General features: G+C 57.5%; 22 protein-coding genes. 7 read left to right on the forward strand and 15 right to left on the reverse strand.

Features of this window, described 5'->3' with window-relative positions:
• The 13 genes from VMJ32_13515 to VMJ32_13575 all read right to left on the reverse strand — a co-directional run.
• A partial coding sequence (locus tag VMJ32_13515) for a methylmalonyl-CoA mutase family protein (protein ID HTQ40037.1) occupies positions 1 to 975 on the reverse strand: 975 nt, incomplete at its 3' end.
• Positions 976 to 979: 4 nt separating this feature from the next.
• Positions 980 to 3,106 (reverse strand): methylmalonyl-CoA mutase family protein, encoded by a 2,127-nt coding sequence (locus VMJ32_13520; protein ID HTQ40038.1) that lies wholly within the window; start codon positions 3,104 to 3,106, stop codon positions 980 to 982.
• Between the two features lie 32 nt (positions 3,107 to 3,138).
• Positions 3,139 to 4,680, reverse strand: coding sequence for a succinate CoA transferase (locus tag VMJ32_13525; GenBank protein HTQ40039.1), 1,542 nt, complete (start codon positions 4,678 to 4,680; stop codon positions 3,139 to 3,141).
• A gap of 78 nt (positions 4,681 to 4,758) precedes the next feature.
• On the reverse strand, positions 4,759 to 5,169 hold the full coding sequence (gene mce, locus VMJ32_13530; protein ID HTQ40040.1) for a methylmalonyl-CoA epimerase: 411 nt from the start codon (positions 5,167 to 5,169) through the stop codon (positions 4,759 to 4,761).
• Between the two features lie 14 nt (positions 5,170 to 5,183).
• Entirely contained in the window at positions 5,184 to 5,573 is a 390-nt protein-coding gene (locus tag VMJ32_13535) for a biotin/lipoyl-containing protein (protein ID HTQ40041.1), read from the reverse strand.
• 9 nt (positions 5,574 to 5,582) lie between these two features.
• Complete coding sequence (locus tag VMJ32_13540; protein ID HTQ40042.1) at positions 5,583 to 5,957, reverse strand: hypothetical protein; 375 nt, start codon at positions 5,955 to 5,957, stop codon at positions 5,583 to 5,585.
• Between the two features lie 112 nt (positions 5,958 to 6,069).
• Positions 6,070 to 7,734 carry an acyl-CoA carboxylase subunit beta gene (locus VMJ32_13545; protein ID HTQ40043.1) on the reverse strand — a complete coding sequence of 555 codons (1,665 nt, stop codon included), beginning with the start codon at positions 7,732 to 7,734 and terminating at the stop codon, positions 6,070 to 6,072.
• Positions 7,735 to 7,749: 15 nt separating this feature from the next.
• Positions 7,750 to 9,270, reverse strand: coding sequence for a methylmalonyl-CoA carboxytransferase subunit 5S (locus VMJ32_13550; GenBank protein ID HTQ40044.1), 1,521 nt, complete (start codon positions 9,268 to 9,270; stop codon positions 7,750 to 7,752).
• Positions 9,254 to 10,837: an AarF/UbiB family protein gene (locus VMJ32_13555; protein HTQ40045.1), complete on the reverse strand. Its 1,584-nt coding sequence runs from the start codon at positions 10,835 to 10,837 to the stop codon at positions 9,254 to 9,256. Before VMJ32_13555 ends, VMJ32_13550 begins: the two co-directional genes overlap by 17 nt.
• A 2-nt stretch (positions 10,838 to 10,839) precedes the next feature.
• Positions 10,840 to 11,955, reverse strand: coding sequence for an alpha/beta fold hydrolase (locus tag VMJ32_13560; GenBank protein ID HTQ40046.1), 1,116 nt, complete (start codon positions 11,953 to 11,955; stop codon positions 10,840 to 10,842).
• Between the two features lie 27 nt (positions 11,956 to 11,982).
• The gene (locus tag VMJ32_13565; GenBank protein ID HTQ40047.1) at positions 11,983 to 12,336 is read right to left on the reverse strand and encodes a hypothetical protein; all 354 of its coding nucleotides are present in this window, start codon (positions 12,334 to 12,336) and stop codon (positions 11,983 to 11,985) included.
• Between the two features lie 129 nt (positions 12,337 to 12,465).
• Positions 12,466 to 13,212: a 3-oxoacyl-ACP reductase family protein gene (locus VMJ32_13570; GenBank protein ID HTQ40048.1), complete on the reverse strand. Its 747-nt coding sequence runs from the start codon at positions 13,210 to 13,212 to the stop codon at positions 12,466 to 12,468.
• 135 nt (positions 13,213 to 13,347) lie between these two features.
• A complete protein-coding gene (locus VMJ32_13575) occupies positions 13,348 to 14,529 on the reverse strand; it encodes an acetyl-CoA C-acyltransferase family protein (protein ID HTQ40049.1) in 1,182 nt (393 codons plus the stop codon).
• A 509-nt stretch (positions 14,530 to 15,038) separates the two neighbouring features.
• On the opposite strand from VMJ32_13575, the gene VMJ32_13580 reads away from it, so the two are divergent.
• From VMJ32_13580 to VMJ32_13600, 5 genes are all read left to right on the forward strand, one after another.
• A complete protein-coding gene (locus VMJ32_13580; protein HTQ40050.1) occupies positions 15,039 to 15,524 on the forward strand; it encodes a Crp/Fnr family transcriptional regulator in 486 nt (161 codons plus the stop codon).
• Between the two features lie 17 nt (positions 15,525 to 15,541).
• The gene (locus tag VMJ32_13585; protein HTQ40051.1) at positions 15,542 to 16,063 is read left to right on the forward strand and encodes a universal stress protein; all 522 of its coding nucleotides are present in this window, start codon (positions 15,542 to 15,544) and stop codon (positions 16,061 to 16,063) included.
• A gap of 69 nt (positions 16,064 to 16,132) precedes the next feature.
• A complete protein-coding gene (locus VMJ32_13590; protein HTQ40052.1) occupies positions 16,133 to 16,639 on the forward strand; it encodes a MaoC/PaaZ C-terminal domain-containing protein in 507 nt (168 codons plus the stop codon).
• Positions 16,640 to 16,687: 48 nt separating this feature from the next.
• Complete coding sequence (locus tag VMJ32_13595) at positions 16,688 to 16,879, forward strand: DUF6800 family protein (protein HTQ40053.1); 192 nt, start codon at positions 16,688 to 16,690, stop codon at positions 16,877 to 16,879.
• 239 nt (positions 16,880 to 17,118) lie between these two features.
• Positions 17,119 to 18,264 carry a DUF1559 domain-containing protein gene (locus VMJ32_13600; protein ID HTQ40054.1) on the forward strand — a complete coding sequence of 382 codons (1,146 nt, stop codon included), beginning with the start codon at positions 17,119 to 17,121 and terminating at the stop codon, positions 18,262 to 18,264.
• A gap of 81 nt (positions 18,265 to 18,345) precedes the next feature.
• Here VMJ32_13600 and VMJ32_13605 read toward each other — a convergent pair whose 3' ends face one another.
• Positions 18,346 to 19,089 (reverse strand): PEP-CTERM sorting domain-containing protein, encoded by a 744-nt coding sequence (locus VMJ32_13605; GenBank protein ID HTQ40055.1) that lies wholly within the window; start codon positions 19,087 to 19,089, stop codon positions 18,346 to 18,348.
• Positions 19,090 to 19,772: 683 nt separating this feature from the next.
• Between VMJ32_13605 and VMJ32_13610 the strand changes: the two genes are divergently transcribed.
• Together VMJ32_13610 and VMJ32_13615 are read left to right on the forward strand one after the other, a co-directional pair.
• Positions 19,773 to 20,108 carry a hypothetical protein gene (locus VMJ32_13610; protein ID HTQ40056.1) on the forward strand — a complete coding sequence of 112 codons (336 nt, stop codon included), beginning with the start codon at positions 19,773 to 19,775 and terminating at the stop codon, positions 20,106 to 20,108.
• 312 nt (positions 20,109 to 20,420) lie between these two features.
• Complete coding sequence (locus VMJ32_13615; protein ID HTQ40057.1) at positions 20,421 to 22,187, forward strand: peroxidase family protein; 1,767 nt, start codon at positions 20,421 to 20,423, stop codon at positions 22,185 to 22,187.
• Here VMJ32_13615 and VMJ32_13620 read toward each other — a convergent pair.
• On the reverse strand, positions 22,168 to 22,497 hold a 330-nt coding region (locus tag VMJ32_13620; GenBank protein ID HTQ40058.1), incomplete at its 5' end, for a GYD domain-containing protein. The two genes, VMJ32_13615 and VMJ32_13620, sit on opposite strands and share 20 nt — an antisense overlap.

Below are 22,497 nucleotides of genomic sequence, written 5' to 3' on the forward strand. Positions count from 1 at the left end.
CATCGACCGCTCCTCTTGGGGATTAAAGCCCTTGATGATCTTAGCCCATAACAGCCGTCCGGCCCGCAGCTTGGCCACTTCCATGAAGTAATTCATGCCGATGGCCCAGAAGAAGGAAAGACGCGGGCAAAAGGCATCGACATTCAATCCAGCGTTCAAGCCGGTGCGGACGTATTCCAAACCATCGGCCAGGGTGTAGGCCAGTTCCAAATCGGCGGTGGCGCCGGCTTCCTGCATGTGGTAGCCGCTGATGCTAATGCTGTTGAACTTGGGCATTCGCCGGCTGGTGTAAGCGAAAATATCGGCGATGATGCGAATGCTGGGCTCCGGCGGATAAATGTACGTGTTGCGGACCATGAACTCTTTGAGAATGTCGTTTTGAATGGTGCCGGTGAGTTGCTCCGGCTTCACGCCCTGTTCTTCGGCGGCGACAATGTATAGCGCCATGACGGGCAGCACGGCGCCGTTCATGGTCATGGAGACGCTCATTTTGTCCAGCGGAATGCCCTCGAACAGCGTGCGCATGTCGAAGATGCTGTCGATGGCGACGCCGGCCATGCCCACATCGCCGGAGACGCGGGGATGATCGGAATCGTAACCGCGGTGGGTAGCCAAATCGAAAGCGATGCTGAGCCCCATTTGTCCCGCGGCCAGATTGCGGCGGTAAAAGGCGTTGGAATCTTTGGCCGTGGAAAAGCCCGCATACTGCCGCACGGTCCAGGGGCGCTGGACGTACATGGTGGCGTATGGCCCGCGCAAAAATGGGGGGAGGCCGGGCATGGTTTGGAGATGGTCGACGCCGGTTAAATCCGCGGCTGTGTAAAGCGGCTTGACGGGAATGAGCTCCGGGGTTTGCCAGACATTGCGGAGCTGATCTGCTTGAGTTGCGGCGTTGCCAGTTGCCGGGGGCGCTGACTCCGTTTGGCCCTTTTCAGGCCACAGCGAGACATCGGAATAATTTGGAATCGTGGACATGGTGTTATTGTGAGGCAGCGCTGAATTGAGCATCGAGCACGCCCTCGGCCTGAAGCATTTCGCGGAGGGTAGCTAGGACATCGCACTTGATGAAAATGAAGCGATCGACGCCGGCGGTGCGCCAAGCCTGTTCGTTGGCGCCGGGATTTCCGGCCAAGACGACCGTACGGGCCCCGGCGGCTTTTAACTTGCCGGCCAACTGCGGAACCAATTCGGGATACAACTTATCGGACGAACAGATGACGGCGATGGTAGCGCCGCTTGTACGGAAAGCTTCGGCTACGGCGTCGGCATCGGAAAAGCCATTATTGGAGACGACGTTAAACCCGCCGGCTTCGAAAAAGTTTTTGGCATAGGTGGCGCGGGCCGTGTGATGTGCGACCGGCCCCATGTTGGCCAGAAAGACCGTGGGGCGTTTGCCGTGGGTGGCCTGCCAAGCGTCGCTAGCTGCACGGAGCGCTTCGAACGGCTCGGCAAAGTAGCGCGGTTGCAGGGGCGCGATTTCTGTGAGTTCGCTGCCGAATCCCAAAGCGGCGGAAATTTGTCCGATGGTAGCGCCAGCTTCGGCCGCTGAAACTGCGGCTTGCGTCGCGCCTGTGGGATTGATTGTGTTGATTGCCGGCATTTTTTTCCGCGCTGCGGCAGAGCGCGCGATGACGGCAGAACGAATCGCCGCGAGATCGACATCGGAGCGAGAAAGTTGCGATTCGCCGACATCCGGGAATTCGCTGACTCCGGTGATGCCTTCCTTGCGGCGGGCAATATCTTTGGCGCGGGGAGCGAAGGCCGAATCGATTTGCGCGGCAACCCAACCGCTTTTCAACGCGGCGAGCATGCCGCCTTGCTGTTCGACTTGCTGAAAGACTTTCCAGCCTTGCTCAGCAATTTCTTGAGTGAGCCGGTCGATGAACCAACTGCCGCCGGCGGGATCAGCCACTCGGTGTAAATGTGCTTCTTCTTGCAGAATTAGCGCCGAGTTTCGCGCTACGCGGCGGCTAAAGGCGTCGGGCAGGCCGATCATTGCATCGAACGGCACGGAAGTCATGGAATCTGCCCCGGCAACGCCCGCTGCAAACACGCCCACGGTATTTCGCAATAAGTTGACATAAGGATCTCGCTGCGTGAGGACTCGCTTGCTGGTGCGGGCATTGATCCGCATGGCGCCGGCTGCGGGTGAACCTCCGGCCGCCTGGATGATGCGAGACCACAACCAGCGCGCCGCCCGCAGCTTGGCGATGGCCAGAAAATGGTGCGTCCCCACGCAGAAATTAAACTCGATTTGGCGGGCCGCCGGATCGACATCCATTCCCGCGGCTGTCATGGCGCGCAGATATTCCACCCCGGTGGCGACGGCAAAGCCAATATCTTGTGCGGCGGTCGCGCCGGCGTGGTGGTATGGCGATGTGTCGACGCCCACGGCCGTGACATGGGGATAGTTTTTCACCGTCCAGACGGCTAAATCTGCCAGCATGCTCAGCGCGGCAGATGTGGAAACGGGCAACCGGCCTTCGCCAGCCAGAACCGCCAGTGGATCGGCATTGAATGCGCCGCGGGCTTGATCGGGGGGAACTTGCCGCTGCCGCCAAAGCGCGACCAGCATGGCGGCAGCCGGCAGGAATGCGGCGCCGGCTTCCAGGGCTACGCCAATCAGCGGCAGTTGAACTTTTTCAAGTAAGGCAGCCAGATCGTCAAGATGGTACGCTGCCACGCCATCTTGCCCAACGAGATCGGCAGCAGCCGGGTCGTCGGGTTCCAATCCCAAACAGGCTGCTGCATCTAACCGCAGCAAAATGGAAGTCACGCCGCCTTCCAGGTCTTCCAGAATGGCGCGATTGGTGACATGGAGATCGGGATGCGCGTGCTCTTGCCGCAAGTCCCAACCGTGTTGCATCGCTGTTACGGCATTTGGCCCGCGCACAAACGGTGGCGCACCGGGAAGACCAAACACGTCGCCGGAGCCGAGCGCGTCGCGGCTGGAATAGACTGGGTGAATGTCGACGCCTTCGTAGGTGTGGGTAACGAGTTTTTGCTCGACGGTGGCGCCTTTCAAATCGGCTTCGGCCAATGCTCGCCACTGTTCGTAAGTGACGGGAGGAAATTCGTTCTCGATGGTGAATTTTTCGGGAAGCATTGGCGGGTTTGGGCGGGCGATTTGGCGACGGCTTAGGTAGTTTTGGCAGCAACTTTCGCCGATGGCTTGGCGGCCGGGGGCGGAAAGCGATCGGGCAACATGGAACCGTGATGCAACAAATTTTGGTGGAGCTCGAAGCAGCGGCTTAAATCGTGGCGAATGTGGCCGGGACCGCTTTCGCTCAAATAACGATGCAAATAGTCGCGATAGGCCGGATGGGCGCAACGATTAATGATGGTGGCGGCGCGTTCTTGCGGCGCCAGGCCGCGCAGATCGGCCAGGCCCTGCTCGGTGACGACGACCTGCACGGAATGCTCGTTGTGATCGACGTGGGTACACATGGGGACGATGGTGGAGATGGTACCGCCTTTAGCGATGGACGGGCACATGAAAATTGAAACGTAGGCGTTGCGGGCAAAATCGCCGCTGCCGCCAACGCCGTTCATCATGCGACGGCCGCACAAGTGCGTGGAGTTCACGTGGCCGAACACGTCAATTTCCAAAGCGGTATTCAACGAGATGATGCCCAATTGCCGGACAATGGCCGGATTGTTGGAAATTTCCTGAGGCCGCAGGACCAGGCGGCGGGCGAAAAAGTTGAAATCTTTTTCCAGCTGCCGCATTTGCTCCGGCGTCAGAACTAGGGCGCACGTGCTGGCCCCGCGAACCCGCTCGGCGGCAATCATTTCGAACGCCGCTGATTGCAGCACTTCGCTGTACATGAGAAAGTCGGGAATGTCGGGACTTTTGCCAATGCCTTCCAGCACGGCATTGGCGATGTTTCCCACGCCGCTTTGCAACGGGAGAAATTCCTGTGGTAACCGGCCGCTGACGAGCTCGTTTGCCAGGAAGCGCACGACGTGGGAGGCAATCGCCTGGCAGGCATCGTCGGAAGCGGTGAATTCTGTGATGTCGTCTGATTCGTCGGTCTCGACAATGCCTATGATTTTCGACGGATCGACCCGGGCATAGGTTTTACCGATGCGTTCCAAGGGATAGTCTAAATCGAGGGCCAAGCGGTAGGGGGGCGGCTCCGGGATGAGGATATCGGCAATTTCGCTAATGCGGTGGGATTGCCGGCGGTTGACTTCGATGATGACTTTGTCGGCGGCTTGCAGGAAAGTTGGAGAAGCTCCGATGGAGGTGCTGAGATAAACGCGTCCGTCGCTGGTAATTTCGGTCGCTTCGATCACGGCGAAATCGATTTTGCCGAAAAAACCAAACAGTACCGACTGGGGCAAGTGCGACAAATGCATGTCGACGAAGGCCACTTCGCCATTGTTGATTTGCTTTCGCAGCGGCAATGACGATTGAAACGGAGCGCGCCAGCTAATGGCTTGGGCCTCGGCCAAGGCGTCGTCGATGGTGGAACCGGTCGAGGCGCCGGTTAGCACGCGCAATTTGTACGGCAGGCCGGCGTTGTGCAGCGCGCGGGCGCGGCCGGCCAGCGCGGGGGGCACGGCTTTGGCGGCGCCAGCGGGCGTAAAACCGCTGAACGCCACCATAGCGCCGTCGGGAATTAGCTCGGCTGCCTCCTCGGGACTCAGCACGGAAAACGGCAAGCGGATACTCATGGGTGAAATTTCAGGACGGGGATTAGGAACGAACTTTTCAATTAGCGGAACGGCGAAATCGTTGCGAGCGGCGAAATCCTATTTCGGCGGCTCGCACAATTCAGTCAACACGCCGAAAGTGCTCTTGGGATGAACAAAGGCAATTTGCATGTGGTGCGCGCCGGGTCGGGGCGTTTCGTCTATCATGCGAAGGCCGGATTGTTTGAGTTCGGCAATGCGGGCGTTAATATCGTCAACGGTAAAGGCCAGGTGATGGAGACCTTCGCCGCGCTTATCGAGAAAGCCCTGCACCGAACTGGCGGGGTCGGTGGGCTCCAGCAATTCCAGCCGCACGTCGTTCACGCGGAAAAACGCCACGCGAACTTTCTGGCTAGGCACTTCTTCGATATGCTCGAATTGCGCGCCCAACACGTTTTCGTAATATGGCTTTTGTGCATCAATGGAACGGACCGCAATGCCGACGTGATTCAGGGCTTTGATGGGTTTCATAGAATCCTCGCTGATTATTCCAATTCGACCAGGACCTGGCCGCCTTGAACGGGGTCGCCGGCGTTGACGTTTACCTTGCTGATTTTTCCGTCCCGGGGGGAAGTGACCACGGTTTCCATTTTCATAGCTTCCAGCACCAGCAACACGTCGTTGGCTTGAATTTGTTGGCCCACTTGGGCCGAGACGCGAACGACCACGCCGGCCATTGGGCTACGGCATACTTTGCTTTCGTCGGCGACGGTTTCGGAAGTTTTTTGGGCGGGCGGGGCGGTGGATGGGACTTGCGTGAGCGGCGCGCGGGCTTTTTCCAGCGGCGGAACGTAGCTGGGACGCGGCTGCTCCGGCTCGGTTGCCTCGACATCCACCTCATACATTTTGCCATCGATGGTGACTTTGATTTTCACTGGCGTCTCCTAACGCTGAACTGCAATGCGATGCGAGGCTTGAATGGTCACGCGGCCTTGTTGTCCCCAGGGATGACTGTGCAGCAGGCGGATTTGCCGAATATGGGGCTGGACGCCCAGATACGCTGCGATGGCGGCGCTGATGGCGATGACCAGTTCGTCGGTGAGGGCATCGTGCTGCTGCTTCAGTTCTTTGCGAGGCGGGGGATTGGCGGCGGCCGTGGGAGGTGGCGTTTTTCCGGCCGCAGCCAGTTTTTCCAGCGCTGCGGTTCGCTCAGTGAGGCGGGCCACTTCCTGGCGGAGCGCTTCGACCGATTCGGCAAGCTGCGCGATGTCGGCGGCATCCGATTTCGCGGCTTTTGCTGTTTGTGGTGCGTTTGGCATACGAATGGTGTGTGTCACGGCGCTTTTGGGACTTAAAACACCTAATCCATGGACCAACCGCTGGGCAAGCCCAGCGGCTAAATCACTGGCCGGTTCATATTATTGGATGCTTTTACAGAGGGATTAAGCCATGTTTTTTGGGGGGCCGATGGTCGCGCTTGTTTTGTAAATACTCTAGGGCTTGCGCCAAATGTTTGCGGGTGTTGGCCGGCTCGATGATGTCGTCCACCAGCCTGCGGCCGGCGGCGATGTAGGGGGAAGCAAAGGCGGTGCGGTATTGCTCGATCAGCTCAGCGCGCCGGGCGGCTTTGTCGGCGGCCTCTTGCATTTCTTTGCGAAACACAATTTCGACGGCTCCTTCGGCTCCCATGACGGCGACTTCGGCAGTGGGCCAAGCAAAGGCACAATCGGCGCCGAGGTCTTTGGAGCACATGGCCACGTGCGCTCCGCCGTACGATTTCCGCAAGATGACTTGAATTTTGGGGACCGAACTGGCCGAATAGGCAAACAACAGCTTGGCGCCATTGCGGATGATGCCGCCGTATTCTTGCTGAACGCCGGGCAGGTAGCCCGGCACATCGACAAACGTGACAATCGGCACGTTGAAAGCGTTGCAAAAACGGATGAAGCGGGCTGCTTTGTTCGCCGCGTTGATGTCGATGGCGCCGGACAGGACCGCCGGTTGGTTGGCGATGACGCCGATGGAGCGGCCCAAAATTCGGGCAAAACCGACGACCATGTTCATCGCATAACCGGCCTGGACTTCCAGAAAATCGCCGCGGTCGACAATTCCGGCGATTACGCTGCGCACATCGTAACCCTGCTTGGGATCGACGGGGACCAAATCGTTCAGCGCCACATTGGGGTCGACATTGTTCTCCGAAGGCAAACGGGGCGGTTCTTCCAAATTATTTGAGGGCAAAAAGCTGAGCAGCCGGCGGCACAAATAAACCGCCTCGTTGTCGTCCTCGGCGACGAAGTGGATGACGCCGGAGTGCGCCATGTGCGACTCGGCGCCGCCGAGGGCTTCGGCCGAGATTTCTTCGCCGGTAACCTGCTTGATGACCTGCGGGCCGGTGATGAACATTTGGGCTTGGCGCGTTTGAATGACAAAATCGGTCAGCGCGGGGGAGTAGGCCGCTCCGCCGGCGCAGGGGCCGCAGATTAACGAAATTTGGGGCACGGCGCCCGACAGCAGGACGTTGGCGTAAAACACCTGGCCGTAGCCGGAGAGCGAATCGATGCCTTCCTGCACGCGGGCGCCGCCGGAATCGTTGATGAAGACGAATGGGCTGCCGGTTTTCAGCGAGCGCTGCATGACTTCGGCCACTTTGAGCGAATGGACTTCGCCGGCCGAACCGCCCATGACGGTAAAATCCTGGCTGGCCAGGTGGATTAAGCGACCGTCGACCGAAGCGGCGCCGGTGACAACGCCATCGGCGGGAATTTCCTTGTCGGCCAGGCCGAAATTGACCTGCCGATGCTGGGCGAACAGACCGAATTCCTCGAAGCTGTCAACATCGACCAGCGCGGAAATACGTTCACGGGCGGTCAGCTTGCCTTGCTGCTTTTGCTTGGCCAGCCGGTCGGCGCCGCCGCCTTGCTCCAATTGCTGGCGCTTTTCGCGGAGCACATCCACCAGAGCGGTCATGGTTTTTGTTTTTTTGGCGGTCATCGGAATGCTTTCTGTGGTGCGATTTGGTTTGGCGGCGTGCCGCGGCGATGGATCGGAAGGGGCGGCTCGGCGGATGGCGTGCGTCTGGATCGTTTGTTTCAATTCATGGGGATGGGTTCAGGCGGGTTCGACCACAACGTGATGCGTTTTGTCGCCGACTTTGACGTTGTAAGTGACCCGCGTCGATACCGGAGCCTTTCCGTTGCCGGCTTTCGCAGCGGTGGCTTTTGAAGCAGTGTCCGCGGCGGGCGTTTTGGCGGCTGGGTTTTTAGCGACACTCTTGGGGCCTTCTGCACGGTGTTCGAAAAACTTGGCGGCCACTTGTGGGAACATGGCGAAGGTAAGCACATCTTCGTCGGTGCCGTCGCAGCCTTTCAACGCCATGGCTTGGGCGCGCAGCTCGTCCCATTCCGGCTTGAGCAAATCGGCGGGCCGTCCCGTGATGGCTGGCTTTTTGGCGTGTTTGGTGGCGGCTTCGATAACTTGTTGATCGCGGGGACCGATGGTCGTGCCATAATATCCGAGCATCAAGTCGGCGAACTCGCCGGTCAGGACTTTGTAGCGGCCCATCAGCACGTTGAAGACGGCCTGCGTGCCGACAATTTGGCTGGAGGGGGTGACCAGCGGCGGGAAGCCGGCGTCTTTGCGGACGCGGGGAACCTCGGCCAGCACTTCTTGAACGCGGTCGCCTGCGCCTTGCTGGCGGAGCTGACTTTCCATGTTGGAAATCATGCCGCCTGGGATTTGGCTGTCGAAGATGTCGGTTTCGACGCCGAGGATTTTGGATTCGAACTCGGCATACTTGGGGCGCACTTTGGCGAAGTGATCTTTGATTTTTGCCAGCCGAGATTTATCCAACCGCGTGGCGTAGGGAGTACCTTCCAGCATTTCGACCAGGGCCTCGGTGGGATTGTGTCCGGGGCCCAAGCTGAGGGAAGAAATGGAGGTATCGACAATATCGGCGCCGGCTTCGATGGCCTTCATCAAGCTGACCATGGTGACGCCGGTGGTGGAATGCACGTGGACGTGCACCAAGGTATCGTCGCCGCATTTGGCCTTGATGCCGCGCACCAGATCGTACGCGGGTTGAGGCCGCAAAAGGGCGGCCATATCTTTAATGCAGATGGAATTGCACCCCAAATCGCGCAGTTGTTGTGCCAGTTCGACGAACTTGTCGACGGTGTGCAGTGGCGAGACGGTATAGCAAATGGTTCCTTCGGCATGCTTGCCCGTGCGGCGAACGGCATCGAGAGCGCGGCGGAGGTTGCGGACATCGTTAAGGGCATCGAACACGCGGAAAACGTCCATGCCGTTTTCGGCCGATTTGTCGACGAAGCGGTCGACGACGGTATCTTCGTAATGGCGATAGCCGAGCAGATTTTGCCCCCGCAGCAGCATTTGCAAGCGGGTGTTGGGCATCAGTTTGCGGAACGTACGGAGCCGCTGCCAGGGATCTTCGTTCAGGAAGCGAATGCACGAATCGTAGGTCGCGCCGCCCCAACACTCGACGCTCCAATAGCCGGCGCGGTCGAGATCTTCGCAGGCCGGGGCAAGATCTTCCAGGGCCATGCGCGTGGCGAGCAAACTTTGGTGCCCGTCACGGGGGGCCAATTCGGTGACTTCAACAATCCGCGACATGGTGATTGGCTCCTTGGGGGCGGGCCTGATCCTCAAGCGACACGTTTGCGTTCAGTTTACTCGTTGTGCCACGTGTCTCCAACAGATCGGCACTTTGGCCCAGCCAGAATTGGGCGATGGCCGCGGGGTAGTTCAAGCACATGGCGGTTAAGTCGAAGTTTGACAGGTGGGTGGCAAAGTCGCGCGTGTTGGGCGGCGAGAGCCAGCGCTGCGGCCATTCCGCCGCAAAGTTTTTGAGAAACTCGGCAACTAAGACCTGGTCGATTTGGAAATCCTGGGCGCCAAGTTCCGCCAGGACGCCTTCTAAGGTATGCAATGATTTTCGCAGCAGCATAAGATCGGCGGGTAAGCGTAATTTGGCGGAGTAGGCCGCGTCGTCGAGCAATCCGATTAACCAGGAAAACCCGGGAAATTGACCTTGCCGGAGACTTCGGAGCCGAGCCTGCACCACCTTGGCCAGGGCCGGTTGATCGGGCGGTTTTCGCACAGCCAAACCATTTAGAATGGAGACCATTTGCTGAAAGTTGAGCGTTACCGCGGCTTGCAGTAGTTGAACCATTGCCGTTTGTTCGCCTTCACTTAGCCGGCCTACGAGGCTCCAATCTAAAATTGCGAGCCGATTTTCATCGGTCAGAAATAAATTGCCCGCATGCGGATCGCAGTGAAACATGGCCCGCTTGTCGCGGGAAAAAAAGGGTTTGGCAAGCAGGGCGCGAATCACTAATTCTGCAAGCCGGCGGCAGTCGAGCCGGTCGACCAATTGATGGTCGGTGACCTTTGAGCCGGTGACCCGCTCCATCGCCGTGACTCGTGATGTGCAATAGGGCATGAGGGCGGGAATGTGGATGTTTGGCTCGTCGGCATAGAAGAGGGCGGCTTGCGCCAAATGGCGTTGTTCTTCGTTGAGCAGCACTTCGCTTTGCAATTTTTCGCGAATTTGGGCAAACAACTCTTCGTAATCGAGATGGGGAATGCCCAGCGCCAGGCAGCGCTGGTCGAGATAGGAACCGACCTTGGTTAAAAGTTCCAGTTCCAATTCGAGGCGTTCTTCGATGCCTGGCTTGAGCATTTTGAAAACGCCATTTGACGGGCTGGCGCAACCCGCGCGGCGGTTTCCGACGCAGGCAGCATCAACGAAGGGAATAACGATCGCTACACTGGCTTCGGCAATGGCTGGAAATACGAGCCGCACGCCACGCTGCTCCAGTGGGCCAAGCTCGCGAGTGAGGGTTACTCGGATGGTGTCTTCGGTGGCCGTGGGCGGGAACGATTCCAGTTGCCGCAAATGTTGGCGAAATTCCGGGGCCAGACGCTGGTCGCGGGCCAAAACCTGGCCGAGCTTGTGCAACACCGGGCAACTGCGAGCCAGGAGGGCCAAACGTTGCGAAATGGTGGCCGTCAGCGGCAGGGATGCTTGCCGTGCCAGGATTTCCTGCTGGTGAGCGACGGGCAGCCCTTCCAAAAAAACAATTAGTCCTTCCCGAATGGGTTGCAGGAAGCGTGCATACCCTTCGGAAAGGACCGCCGCTATTGCATCTTCGTCGAGGAGGGAGTTCCAATTGAACATGATTAGAGCGATCGTTTAGCCAACCACTGATCCATGTGCGGCCAGGTTGTTTTTTCGGCGCCGCTGCCGGCCATGATGCCGATGTGCCCGCCGCGGACACGAAAGACTTCTTTATCTTGGCTGCCGAGCAAATCCATGATTCCTTCCGATTGGCAGGGGGGCGTGATGTGATCGGACTCGGCAATCACGTTCAGCACGCCGGCTTTCAAATTTTTCAAATTGACACGCTCACCCCGCAATACCAACGTTCCTTCCTTCAGGCGGTTATGCTTGTAAAAATCGTCGATCAATTGTCGGTAGGCCGCGCCGGCCATGTCGATATTATCGCGGACCCAGGTATTCATGGCGTGCCAGGATTCGACGACTTTGGGATCGTCGATGCGGTCCCAGAGATTGATGTAATTGCCGACGAAGTTTTCGACGGGCTTGAGCGATTTTGCGCCGTAATCGATCATTTCGCCCGGCACATTGCCAAAAGCGTTGACAATGCGGTCGGGATTGAAATCCTGGCTGTTGGTCCAGCGAATAAAGCCGGAGGACGTTTTGTCGGAGAAATCCAAAGGCGCCGTGAGCAGGATTAAATCTTTGAGCCCATCGTTGGGGCGCAGGGCAGCATACAGCGTGCTGATGAGGGCGCCCAGGCACCAACCGAGCATGTTGAACTGCTGCTGGCCGGAGACGCTTTTTAATTTGCGGACGACGCGCGGCAAATATTCGAGGACGTAATCGTCGAAGGTGTGGTTTTTATCCTCGGGGCCGGGCGCGCCCCAATCGAGGAGGAAAATGTCGTAACCGCGGTCGCGCATGTACTCGACAAAGCTGTGGCCGGGGCGCAAATCGAGCACGTGAGGACGGTTCATGATTGCAAAGACCAACAGTAGCGGAATTTTGTGGCGCTGTTCTTCCGGGAGCGCGGGCACGTAGCGATAAAGCTTGGCCTTATTCAACGTCCAAATGAGCGTTTTTGGCGTTTGCGCGATTTTTGCGTCCGTGGTAACCAGCCGATTGAAAGTGGCCATTTTTTCGGCCACTTTTGAAAGCTGCTCGTAAACCTGCGTGTAATTGGGCGTTTGCGTTTCCGGCGCTTGGGTGTTTTCCGGCGCTTGCGTAGCAGTCATATTTGTGCCTCCGGGGCGTTGATGTTCTTATGTGGCGGTTCCGGACTGGCGCGACGTTGGCAAACACTGATCTAACTTGGCGTCCAAGTCGTCCAAACGGAGTTCGATATTTGTCAGCCGTTCGGCCAAGCGGGTAACTTCATCGCGACTGGGCATGCTGAGATTGGCCAACGCATGCGACATCACGTTTTCCATCATTTTGCGAAACGGTTCCGAATTGCTCAGCCACACGTCGAGCATTTTCCCGGTGGCATCGGCATAGGCGCTGGTGTTGACGAGCTGAACCATCGTTTTCGACCAGGCTTCCAGGCCGTCGTTGCGCATGCTTTTGAGCATGCCGGTGGGATCGAAGATATCGAAGTCGTTGTTATTTTGGCTCATATATGTTCCTTTCGGTGAAGCTTGCCGATTGCTGCGTCTGGCTCTGAGAAGAGGCGGGGGCGCGGGTGTGCGTGCGGACTTCAGCACCCTGGGGACGCCTCTCTCTCAAAGCAAGAGGGGCCATAGCGACTACTCCATGAAGGCTCCTCCGTTGACGTTGAGTTGTTCTCCGGTGATGTAATCTCCTTCGGCCGTCAAAAAGACCACGGCTTTGGCGATTTCGACCGGCTGAGCAAAACGGCCCAGCGGAATTTTGGCCTTAATTTGCGCCTGGATATCGGCGGGAATTCTGGCGAACATGTCGGTTTCGGTGTAGCCGGGGGAGACGCAATTGACCGTAATGCCGGAGCGTGCCAGCTCCATGGCGGCGGTGCGAGTGAAGGCCATGACGCCTCCTTTGGCCGCGCTGTAATTCGCCTGGCCGATGGCGGGGATTTGTCCGTTCATCGAGGTGATGTTGACAATCCGGCCGTAGCTTTGCGCGGTCATGATGGGAATGGCGGCCGAAGTGCAATAGAAATAGGCGGTGAGATTGGTTTGGATGACTTCGGCCCAATTTTCATCGGTCATTTTGCGGAGCATGGCATCTCGAGTAATTCCGGCGTTGTTGACCAAAATGTCGAGGTGGCGAAACTCCTCGGCGACGTGCTTAATCATGGCGTGAACTTCGCCGGAGTCGGCCAAATTCGCCTTGATGAGCAGGGCGGCGCCGCCGAGCTTGGCAATTTCGGCGGCCACTTCTTGGGCCTTGGCCTCGTTGTTTTGATAATTGATCGCTACCCGAGCTCCCTCGCGTGCCAATTCGATGGCGATAGCCCGACCGATGCCGCGCGAAGCGCCCGTCACAATCGCCGTTTTACCTTCCAGCCGTTTCATGACATGAACTCCTCATTACAAGTTTTCGTTTGCCGATCATGGGTCAGGCATGCGGGGCGGCCGGTCCCCTCGTTCTACATCTTGAACATTTCCGGCCACCCACTGCATGTCTGCTAGCCGCCTCATCCCCCGCGATTAAATACTTTCGAAAATGGCGGCGATTCCCTGCCCACCGCCGATACACATGGTCACGAGAGCGCGTCGACCGCCGATGCGCTTCAATTCGTACAGGGCCTTGATGGTCAGAATGCAACCGGTGGCGCCGATCGGGTGACCGAGCGAAATTCCGCTGCCGTTGGGATTGGTGCGATCCATCGGGAATTCCAAGCAGCGGCAAACCGCCAAGGCTTGAGCGGCGAACGCTTCGTTCACTTCAAAGACATCAAAATCATCGAGGGTGAAACCGGTTTTTCGGAGCAGCGATTGGACCGCCGGGACGGGACCAATACCCATGAATTTTGGGTCGACTCCGGCGTAGCTGTAGGCCACGAGTTTGCCGATGGGCTGCAGGCCGCGCTTTTGCGCCAGGTCGCGTTCCATCAGGACCACGGCTGCCGCCGCATCGTTGATGCTGGAAGCGTTTCCGGCGGTGACGGTGCCGGCGGGATCGAATACGGGCCGCAATTTGGCGAGCTTGTCGGCCGTGCTGTCGCGGCGAACCGTTTCGTCGACTTCGAACGGCACGACTTCTTTTTTCGCCTTGACTTCGATCGGAACAATTTGGGCTTTGAAGTAACCATGATCCATCGCATTGGCCGCGCGCTTGTGGCTTTCGGCCGCCAGGGCGTCTTGATCTTCACGTGAGATTTTGTACTTCTTCGCCACGTTTTCGGCGGTGACGCCCATATGGACGTCGTCGAACGGATCGCTGAGGGCACCGACCATGACGTCGGTCAGGGTGGTGTCGTTCATCCGGGCTCCCCAGCGCATGGCAGGGGCCAAGTAGGGGCTGCGGCTCATGTTTTCCGCGCCGCCGGCCACGGCCACATCGGCATCGCCCAGCATGATGGCTTGCGCGGCGGTGACGATGGCCTGCAATCCGCTGCCGCAGAGACGGTTTAGCGTGAGCGCCGGTGTTTCGTGCGGCAGTCCGCCGTGAATGGCCGCCACGCGCGCCAAGTAATGATCGTGCGAATCGGTATGGATGACATTGCCAAAGACGACATGGCCGACATCGTTGGGATCAACCCCGGCGCGATTCACAGCCTCGCGCACGCATTTGGCCGCCAATTCGCTGGGAGGAATATCTTTTAAGCTACCGCCGAATCCACCGATCGCTGTTCGTGCGCCACTGAGCACCACCACCTCGCGTGTCATTGCGGCACCTCCTAAAACGAGTTCTTCACAACATGCAATTCGGTCGGAATCAGTACCATTGCTACTCTTATGCCAATGGCGTGGCGGAGCGTTATCGCCGAGTGGTGCGATCGAGAATTCCGATTACAGCGGACGTTACTTTTTTACGCCGCAAATAGAATCGCCGGGACCAAGGTTTCGTATCGAAATCTGCTTAACCGGCCTCTCATTAAAACCTCATCCTGCGTGGCGTGCCGCGCGCAAGTGTGCCCAAGTGCACGCATGGGTGTGCTGATAGGCACGGCGAATCTACCGCACGTTTCTCAATATTTTGTCTGCGCGCCCGGCCACGGCGGCCCATATCCGGGGCGATTGAGCAATTCGAATAGAACCGTAGCGGGATATTTGAAATCGGCCTCATCCTGGCACAGAGAATGCATTACGGGCGATTAGAGTTGTAGAACGTTCATTCGCCCAACGGTCGTTATGCAATCGTGGCAAATCGACCCGAATTACTAAGAGGTAACGTCATGACCGATCTTGTGAACCCACTTCGTGGCATCGAGTTTTTCCACGACATCGCCCAGGAGCACTTGCAGCGGATCACCGCGATTTCCAAGATTGTGGAATTTCCGGCCCAGTACGATATTTTTCATGAGAACGAACCTGCCAAGGACATTTATTTTGTCATCAGCGGCCGGGTTTCGTTGGCGGTGAACACCACCCACGCCGGGTGCCGGCAATTGATGGAGGTTGGCCCTGGCGAGCTGATCGGCTGGTCGCCGCTGGTGGGCCGGGCACTGTTGTCTGATACCGCCCGAACGCTAACACCGACGGTGGCGGTGGCGCTGGATGGGGGTCGGATTTTGAAGCTGTGTGCGGAAGATCCGCAGTTTGGTTTTGAATTTATGCAGCGGGCCGCGCAGACGTTGGCTTCACGGCTGAATGCCACCCGGTTGCAGCTTTTGGAGCTGGGCGGACTGCGGCTTCCGAAAGTGCAGATTGAATCGGATTGAAGGGTCAATGGTGCTCTATGGCAAACAACCGAACAACATCTGACGATTTGATTGCAACACCCTCGGCGTTGTATGAAACAAAAACCAAAACCATTCTGTTCGCCACTGACCTGTCGCCCACGTGCGCCGTGGCTTTGAAATGGGCCACCGCTTTGGCGCGGACCCTGGATGCGCGGCTACTGATTGTTCATGTGGAGCAGCCTGGGGTGCCCTATGGCGGGGGCGAAGTGTATTCGGATCATGTGTTCGATCAACATTCTCGCACACTGTTAAAAATGCTGGAGCAGGTAAAGCCTTCGGACCCGGAGGTTCCTTACAGCCAACGCCTGGCCAGTGGCGATCCGGCGGCCGAAATTTTACGGATCGCCAACCAAGAAAGCGTGGACATGATCGTCATGAGTACGCACGGCCGGAGCGGCTTGCCCCGGGTGTTAAACGGCAGCGTGGCCGAGAACGTAATCCGTCACGCCAACTGCCCGGTGCTGATTTTCAAAGCGCCCCTGACGGTGTTGCGCTATCAGAATAAGCCTGCTGGCTGAAGCCAAGCCAGGGTGACGTGGCGCGCGACGGCGAACATGATTGAATGAGGGAATGACTAAAATTGCTTCATGAACACGATCGAAAATAGAACCTTTGACGAAATCAAAATCGGCGATAGCGCTTCGTTGGTGCGGACGCTGACCAAGGAAGATATCGATTTGTTCGCCGTCATGTCGGGGGACGTGAACCCAGCGCACGTGGACGAAGAATACGCCAAAAGCAGCCACTTTCATCACATCATCGCTCACGGCATGTGGGGGGGCGCGCTCATTTCCACGTTGCTGGGGACCAAGCTTCCTGGACCGGGGACCATTTACCTGGGCCAAACATTCAAATTTACCAAGCCCATCCTGCTGGGCGACGCCATCACGGTTTCGGTCACAGCCGTGGTGAAGGATTCCAAGACACATCACATCACGTTTGATTGCCGATGCACGAACCAACGGGGCGAAACCGTGATTACGGGATCGGCTTTGGTGCTGGCGCCCACGGAAAAGATCAAACGCCCTCGATCCGCTTTGCCGCACGTACGTTTGTGGCGCGACCGCGTTGACGAGCGGCGTACGACTTGCTAAAAAAACAGGGTTCAGCACCAATTACCCGTCATCGACAGGAGCGTGAATGTGGGTGGCATAAGCGATCGGCATCAGGAAATTCGGCGTCGGCGGAAGCGCCGGCAAAAACTGACTCTGTACAAAAAGCGATTGAAAAAAGCCACCGTTTCGGAACGGGGGGTCATCGCGGAAAAAATTCGCAAAATGACCCCCGGCGCTGAAACCATCATTGCGGCCTGGGGCTTGGAAGAACGTAAGTAAGGCGTCAATGGTTTTGCGCTTGGCGATATGAGCGGTGAAAAAATCGCCCCCGTGGTGAAAAAGAAGTCGCTTTCTTCGCGCCGCCGTTTGCTCCTGTCAAAAAGCGGCCCGTTTTCTGGTGGCTCGGCCCGGGCATGTCTCGGCACACTGTTTGCTTAGATCAGGCCATCCCGCTTTCTGTCGCTCAGGCTCGGAAAGCCGTGAGATAAACATTGTTTCTATCGCCTAGGAAGGGCCGCATGCATTCGATTGCAACTGTGGAGTGGGCCAAAGCCGCGCGCCGTGCGTTCACACTGGTCGAGCTGTTGGTGGTGATCGCCATCATCGGGATTTTGATTGCCTTGCTGTTGCCGGCCGTGCAGGCAGCGCGCGAAGCGGCCCGCCGCGCCACGTGTGCCAACAACATCAAGCAGTTGGGGCTGGCGCTACACAATTACCAAGCGGCCAAGGTCACTTTCCCGGCGGCTGAGACTTATCCGCCGCCGACCAATGCGGTTTCCGTGCATGTGGCAATTTTGCCTTTCGTGGAAGAAAAAAACCTGTACGCACAATATGAAGACGCCACCACCAACGGGCAAGCAATCCAAGAACAAATTCACCTCTATAATTGTCCCACCGATCCGTGCGTGGAGGCGGTCGTCGACGGCGGTTCGCCCGGCGCTTTCACGTATCGCTGGCCGGTGAATTACGCCTTCAATTACGGCACGTGGTTTTTATACGACTGGGCCAACAAAATCGCCGGCGACGGCGCCTTTGTCGTCAACAAAGCGTTGGGGCCCAAAGCGTTTACCGACGGTTTGAGCAAAACGCTGGCCGCCGCCGAAGTGAAAGCTCAAACCGAGGCCAACGGATTCAAAAACGGCCCCGGTTACATTCGCAATTTGAAAATCCCCAACATGTCCGATCCCACGAACACCACGCTGCTCGCCAGCACCGCTGCCCTGCTGACTTCCATCGGCGCGCAACCGGCCCCGCAGATCACGAGTTTTAGCGGCAGCAATTTCAACGCCAACGTGCATTTGGACTTCAACAATGTGACGGTGGCCGAGACCGGCTTTACGACCACGTTCACACCCAATCCGGGAATGCTGATTTCGATTGTGAATCAAGACATCGGCACCGGCACGCCGGTGAGTCAAGGAGGCAATTTGGTGCCGCAAGTCACCGGCACCTTCGACGTCGATTACATTTCTAATACCGAATCGAACACGGCCACCGGCTATACGTTCGCAGCAGTCTCGGCGCGGAGTTATCATACGGGCATTGTCAATGTGCTGTTCATGGACGGCTCCACGCATTCCATTAACGACAGCATTGCACCCCAGGTATGGCATGCCTTGGGCACGCGCGCCGGCGGCGAAGCGACCAACGGCGTCGATTTTTGAACCGCGACATTCCACACGGCGCGGAGGGAGTTACTTTCGCAACCCCCTTCGCAGGATGCCGCGCCGCCAGAGTGTACTTGTTCAAAGACGGAAGCAACAGCGCAGTGACTTATGATGAAGCTTCTTCGTCGCCACCAAGCCCAGCAGGCTTAGTCCAGCCAGCACAAATGCCGCCGGTTCCGGCACGGTGGTGACGGTAAATGTCAGCGTGGGACCGGCATAGCTGTTGGAATTGCCGCTGGCCGCGTAAGTGGCAACTGCGGCGCTGTTATCGGCCGTTAAGAGCAAGCGCATGGTCGAGCCACTGTTTAAATCGCTTACGAACGACGAAAGCGCATTGCCCGAGAACGAGCTCAGCGAAATGGTATCGAGCGTGCCGCTACTGATTGCTGAGAAGTTATAGGAGCCAACGAAGGAGAGTGGATTCAAAGTCGAATCGACGCTGGCGCTTCCATCGTAGGGGCCGCCGGATTGACTGTTGGCATCTTTTAGTCCCGATGTGGCTGCATTGTTGGCCGTGAAGTAAACGCTAATTGACGTCGGCGACTGTGAACTGAAACTGTTGTTAAACTGCGTCAGTTGCAGTGAAATGTTGCTGACGTTGGTGACCGTGCCGCCCAGGGTGGGCTGCAAAGCACTGAAATTAAAATCAGTCACGCCAAAGCTAGGCAGACCCGCCCCGCCGGAGGTGTTGCTGGAGCCGAGCAAGTTAAAAGAATTTGCACCACCCGAGCCACCACGCGGGCCAGTTGTTTGGATGGTGGCGCTGGCGGACGCTTGCTGGGAAGGAGGTTGAAAGGTGGTGGCAAAAACAGTTTGCGTCAACAGCGCAGCCCAAAGCGAGCCTGCGAGCAGGCATTTTACGACTGTGGCCCTGCCAACTGTGGATTCCTGTTTACCTAGTTGGAGGGCGCTTCTCGTTCCGCGAGGAAGCAACAGATTCATCTCTTCTCTTCAATTATTCCGCTTCATCTCATTAGCAATGCGACCCCTCGTTGGCTTGGCTGATCTCAGCATTCCCCGACCCCGATAGCTAACCGGAAGGCAACCCTATTTTGAGGTAGTTCTACAACGATCGCAAGCATTTGGCGAGGATTTTAGGCCATTTTTTCTTGCCTATTTTTCTTGCCTATTGTGATCATGTCGAGTTTTCAGCTTTTGCCCGCTAACGTGGCACCACGGGTGAGTTTCTCGAGAAACGCTTGTTTTAGCCGATTTTTCCGGCGGCCTGTAACACTTTTGTCCGGACTGCGCTCCATACGATGGACGGTCAGCGTGTGCCTGACCGCTAGAGACTTCGACCAAATTCAGTATGGAGATTGTGTCATGAAACGCTTTGTCAAATTCGCTGTGTCCGCTTTGTTTGTGTTGGCCGTGACGGTTGCATTGGCTCCTGCGGCTTTTGCCCACGGGAGTGGCGGCTCGTCATGTTCCAGTGGTTGTTGCCATAACAGTTGTTGTCATAGCAGCTGCTGCCACGACTATTGCAATCATTGCTGCGGCAACTATTGCTGCAACAATTATTGCTACAACGACTACTGCTGCAACGATTATTGCACCCCGACGTGCTGCAACTATCCGACCTGCCAGCCAATCGTGTGCGACGCACCAGTGTGCCAGCCGCAAGTGTGCGTTCAGCCGACGTGCCCTTGCACCAGCTATTGCACGCCGACGTGCTGCTACCCCAACTACTGCTCGTCGAACTATTGCTGCTCGAATTATTGCGGTTCGAGCTGCTGCCATCCCTCGAGCTGCCATGTGTCATGCGGGTCGAGCAGTTGCCACAAAAGTCACTAATTCGAGAACGTTCCCCGAACGGTTCGGTTGTCTGGATTGATTCCTGAAAAGGCCGTGAGCCGAGGACCACAGAACGACGAATCATTTTAGGCGCGTAGATCGATATCTTTTTGCAGCCGCTGTTGGAAGCCGATTTCCAGCAGCGGCTGTGTTTATTGAGTGCAAGATGGCCAATCTGCAATGGGTGCAAATTTGCCGCCGCTCCGCGATCTGTTACGTGGCGGCTCGCAGAAAAACGGGCAGAAAAGTGCAATCGATGTTGCTTTCAACCTGTGAAGTTAAAAATATCGTTTGACATCCAAGCACTCTGCAATTTCAATAGATGGCTAACGTGCGACAACAGACAGGAGCAGTTCTCGATGTCCAATTTTCGTATTTCACTTGATTTGCCCACAACCCATGCAGCGCTACTTGGGTTCACGGTTGGAGCGTTGTTGGCTTTCTCGCCGTTTGCCCTGTTGGCGGAAGACCGTTCCTACGACGGCACGGGGAATAACATTGCCAATCCCACGTGGGGTGCGGCGGGGACCGATTTTATTCGGAACGCGCCGGCCGCTTATGGCGACGGTTATTCCACGCCGTCCGGGGCCGATCGGCCTAATCCGCGGTTCATCAGCAACACGGTCGTCGCTCAAACTGGCTCCATCCCCAACAACATGGGGCTGAGCGACATGGTGTTCCAGTGGGGGCAGTTCATCGACCACGACATGGACTTGACGAACCTAAACACCACGCCAGTGGAAGAATTCGATATTCCGATTCCGCAGGGAGATCCGACCTTCGATCCGGGCAATACCGGCACACAGGTAATGCAGTTTCAGCGTTCGCAGTATGATCCGGCCACCGGCACGGGGCCGGGAAATCCGCGGCAGCAGGTGAATTCGATCACGTCGTTTCTGGACGCTTCGATGGTTTACGGTTCCGATGCGACGCGGGCGATGGCGCTGCGTACCGGGGTCGGCGGCCAACTGAAAACCAGCGCGGGCAATTTGCTGCCGCTGAACACGATGGATATCGACAATGCCGACAACGGCGATCCCGACTATCAGGATTACTATGTCGCCGGCGACGTGCGGGTGAACGAGCAAGTGGGGCTAACCGCCATTCAGACGCTGTTTGTGCGGGAGCACAATCGCCAGGCCGGACTGATCGCCGCCGCCAACCCGGGTTGGTCCGACGAGCAAATCTACCAGGAAGCCCGCAAAATTGTCGGTGCGGAAATCCAATCGATCACGTTCCGCGAGTTTTTGCCGGCGCTGTTGGGCTCGGCCGCGCCCAGCGTGACGAGCACGTATCATGCGAACGTGAATCCGTCGATTTCTGACGAATGGGCGACGGCATTTTTCCGTTTTGGCCATAGCATGCTTTCGCCGCAGCTACTACGGATTCAGAACGACGGCACGCCCGCGCCGGGGGGACCGCTGTCGCTGCAGGATGCGTTTTTTCAGCACCAGAATATGTCGAGCCCCAATCAATTGGATTACATATTAAAGGGGCTTGCGGTTGACACGCAGCAGGAAATCGACGCGCACATTGTCGACGGGGTGCGGAACTTCTTATTCGGCGAGCCGATTCCCGGCATTGGCGAAGATTTGGCTTCGCTGAACATCCAACGAGGCCGCGACAACGGCCTGCCGGATTACAACACGCTGCGCGTGGCCTTTGGCTTGCCGGCGTATGCCAGTTTCAATCAGATCACTTCCAATCCGCAAACCCAGGCGGCGCTACGGGCGGCTTACGGCACGACGGGGGGCCAGGACAACATCAACCTGGTTGATCCGTGGGTCGGCGCCTTGGCGGAAGATCATTTGCCGGGGATGGACGTGGGGCCGCTGATTGCCGCCTCGTTGATCGATCAATTCACACGGGTACGCGACGGAGATCGGTTTTGGTTCGACAACGGCCTGAATGTGGCCGGACTAACGAGCGACGAAATGGATTTTGTTTCCAACGTAACGCTGTCGGAAATTATTGAAGACAACACGGGCCTGACGAATTTGCAGAGCGACGTGTTTTTGGCGGCGGTGCCTGAGCCTTCGGCCTTTGTTCTTGCAGCGCTGGGCTGTGCGGGATTGGCGTGGTGCACGCGGGGGAGAATGACGCCGTTTAGGAAACCATCTTGTTGAGGATCGGGCCGATTTCGTCGGCGGTGAAGGCGCGCAAGGTTTGGCCTTGAACGTTTCCTAATGACGCAGCGCTAAGCGCCAGCGAGGTCATCGTTTCGTCGTTAGGCGCTTCGACGATGGCGGCCATGTCGTATTGGCCCATCAGCCAGTACGAATCTTTCACGGTGCAGCCGCATTTTTTCGCCATCGCACGGTACGCCTCGGTCCGCTTGACCGTGTCTTTCACATTGCGAATGCCTTGCTCTGTAAAATTTACGAGCACTAGATAAGTGGACATGTTGTTCTCCTTTTCGTGTTTCATGTAGCGGCG

It is taken from the genome of Pirellulales bacterium, from assembly GCA_035499655.1.
Lineage (GTDB): Bacteria > Planctomycetota > Planctomycetia > Pirellulales > JADZDJ01 > DATJYL01.

Bases quoted from the DNA above. Each gene is read 5' to 3' on its own strand.
- VMJ32_13520 (HTQ40038.1), bottom strand. From the start codon at position 3,106: ATGCTTCCCGAAAAATTCACCATCGAGAACGAATTTCCTCCCGTCACT.
- VMJ32_13525 (HTQ40039.1), bottom strand. From the start codon at position 4,680: ATGAGTATCCGCTTGCCGTTTTCCGTGCTGAGTCCCGAGGAGGCAGCC.
- mce (HTQ40040.1), bottom strand. From the start codon at position 5,169: ATGAAACCCATCAAAGCCCTGAATCACGTCGGCATTGCGGTCCGTTCC.
- VMJ32_13540 (HTQ40042.1), bottom strand. From the start codon at position 5,957: ATGCCAAACGCACCACAAACAGCAAAAGCCGCGAAATCGGATGCCGCC.
- VMJ32_13550 (HTQ40044.1), bottom strand. From the start codon at position 9,270: ATGTCGCGGATTGTTGAAGTCACCGAATTGGCCCCCCGTGACGGGCAC.
- VMJ32_13555 (HTQ40045.1), bottom strand. From the start codon at position 10,837: ATGTTCAATTGGAACTCCCTCCTCGACGAAGATGCAATAGCGGCGGTC.
- VMJ32_13560 (HTQ40046.1), bottom strand. From the start codon at position 11,955: ATGACTGCTACGCAAGCGCCGGAAAACACCCAAGCGCCGGAAACGCAA.
- VMJ32_13565 (HTQ40047.1), bottom strand. From the start codon at position 12,336: ATGAGCCAAAATAACAACGACTTCGATATCTTCGATCCCACCGGCATG.
- VMJ32_13570 (HTQ40048.1), bottom strand. From the start codon at position 13,212: ATGAAACGGCTGGAAGGTAAAACGGCGATTGTGACGGGCGCTTCGCGC.
- VMJ32_13575 (HTQ40049.1), bottom strand. From the start codon at position 14,529: ATGACACGCGAGGTGGTGGTGCTCAGTGGCGCACGAACAGCGATCGGT.
- VMJ32_13580 (HTQ40050.1), top strand. From the start codon at position 15,039: ATGACCGATCTTGTGAACCCACTTCGTGGCATCGAGTTTTTCCACGAC.
- VMJ32_13585 (HTQ40051.1), top strand. From the start codon at position 15,542: ATGGCAAACAACCGAACAACATCTGACGATTTGATTGCAACACCCTCG.
- VMJ32_13590 (HTQ40052.1), top strand. From the start codon at position 16,133: ATGAACACGATCGAAAATAGAACCTTTGACGAAATCAAAATCGGCGAT.
- VMJ32_13600 (HTQ40054.1), top strand. From the start codon at position 17,119: ATGCATTCGATTGCAACTGTGGAGTGGGCCAAAGCCGCGCGCCGTGCG.
- VMJ32_13615 (HTQ40057.1), top strand. From the start codon at position 20,421: ATGTCCAATTTTCGTATTTCACTTGATTTGCCCACAACCCATGCAGCG.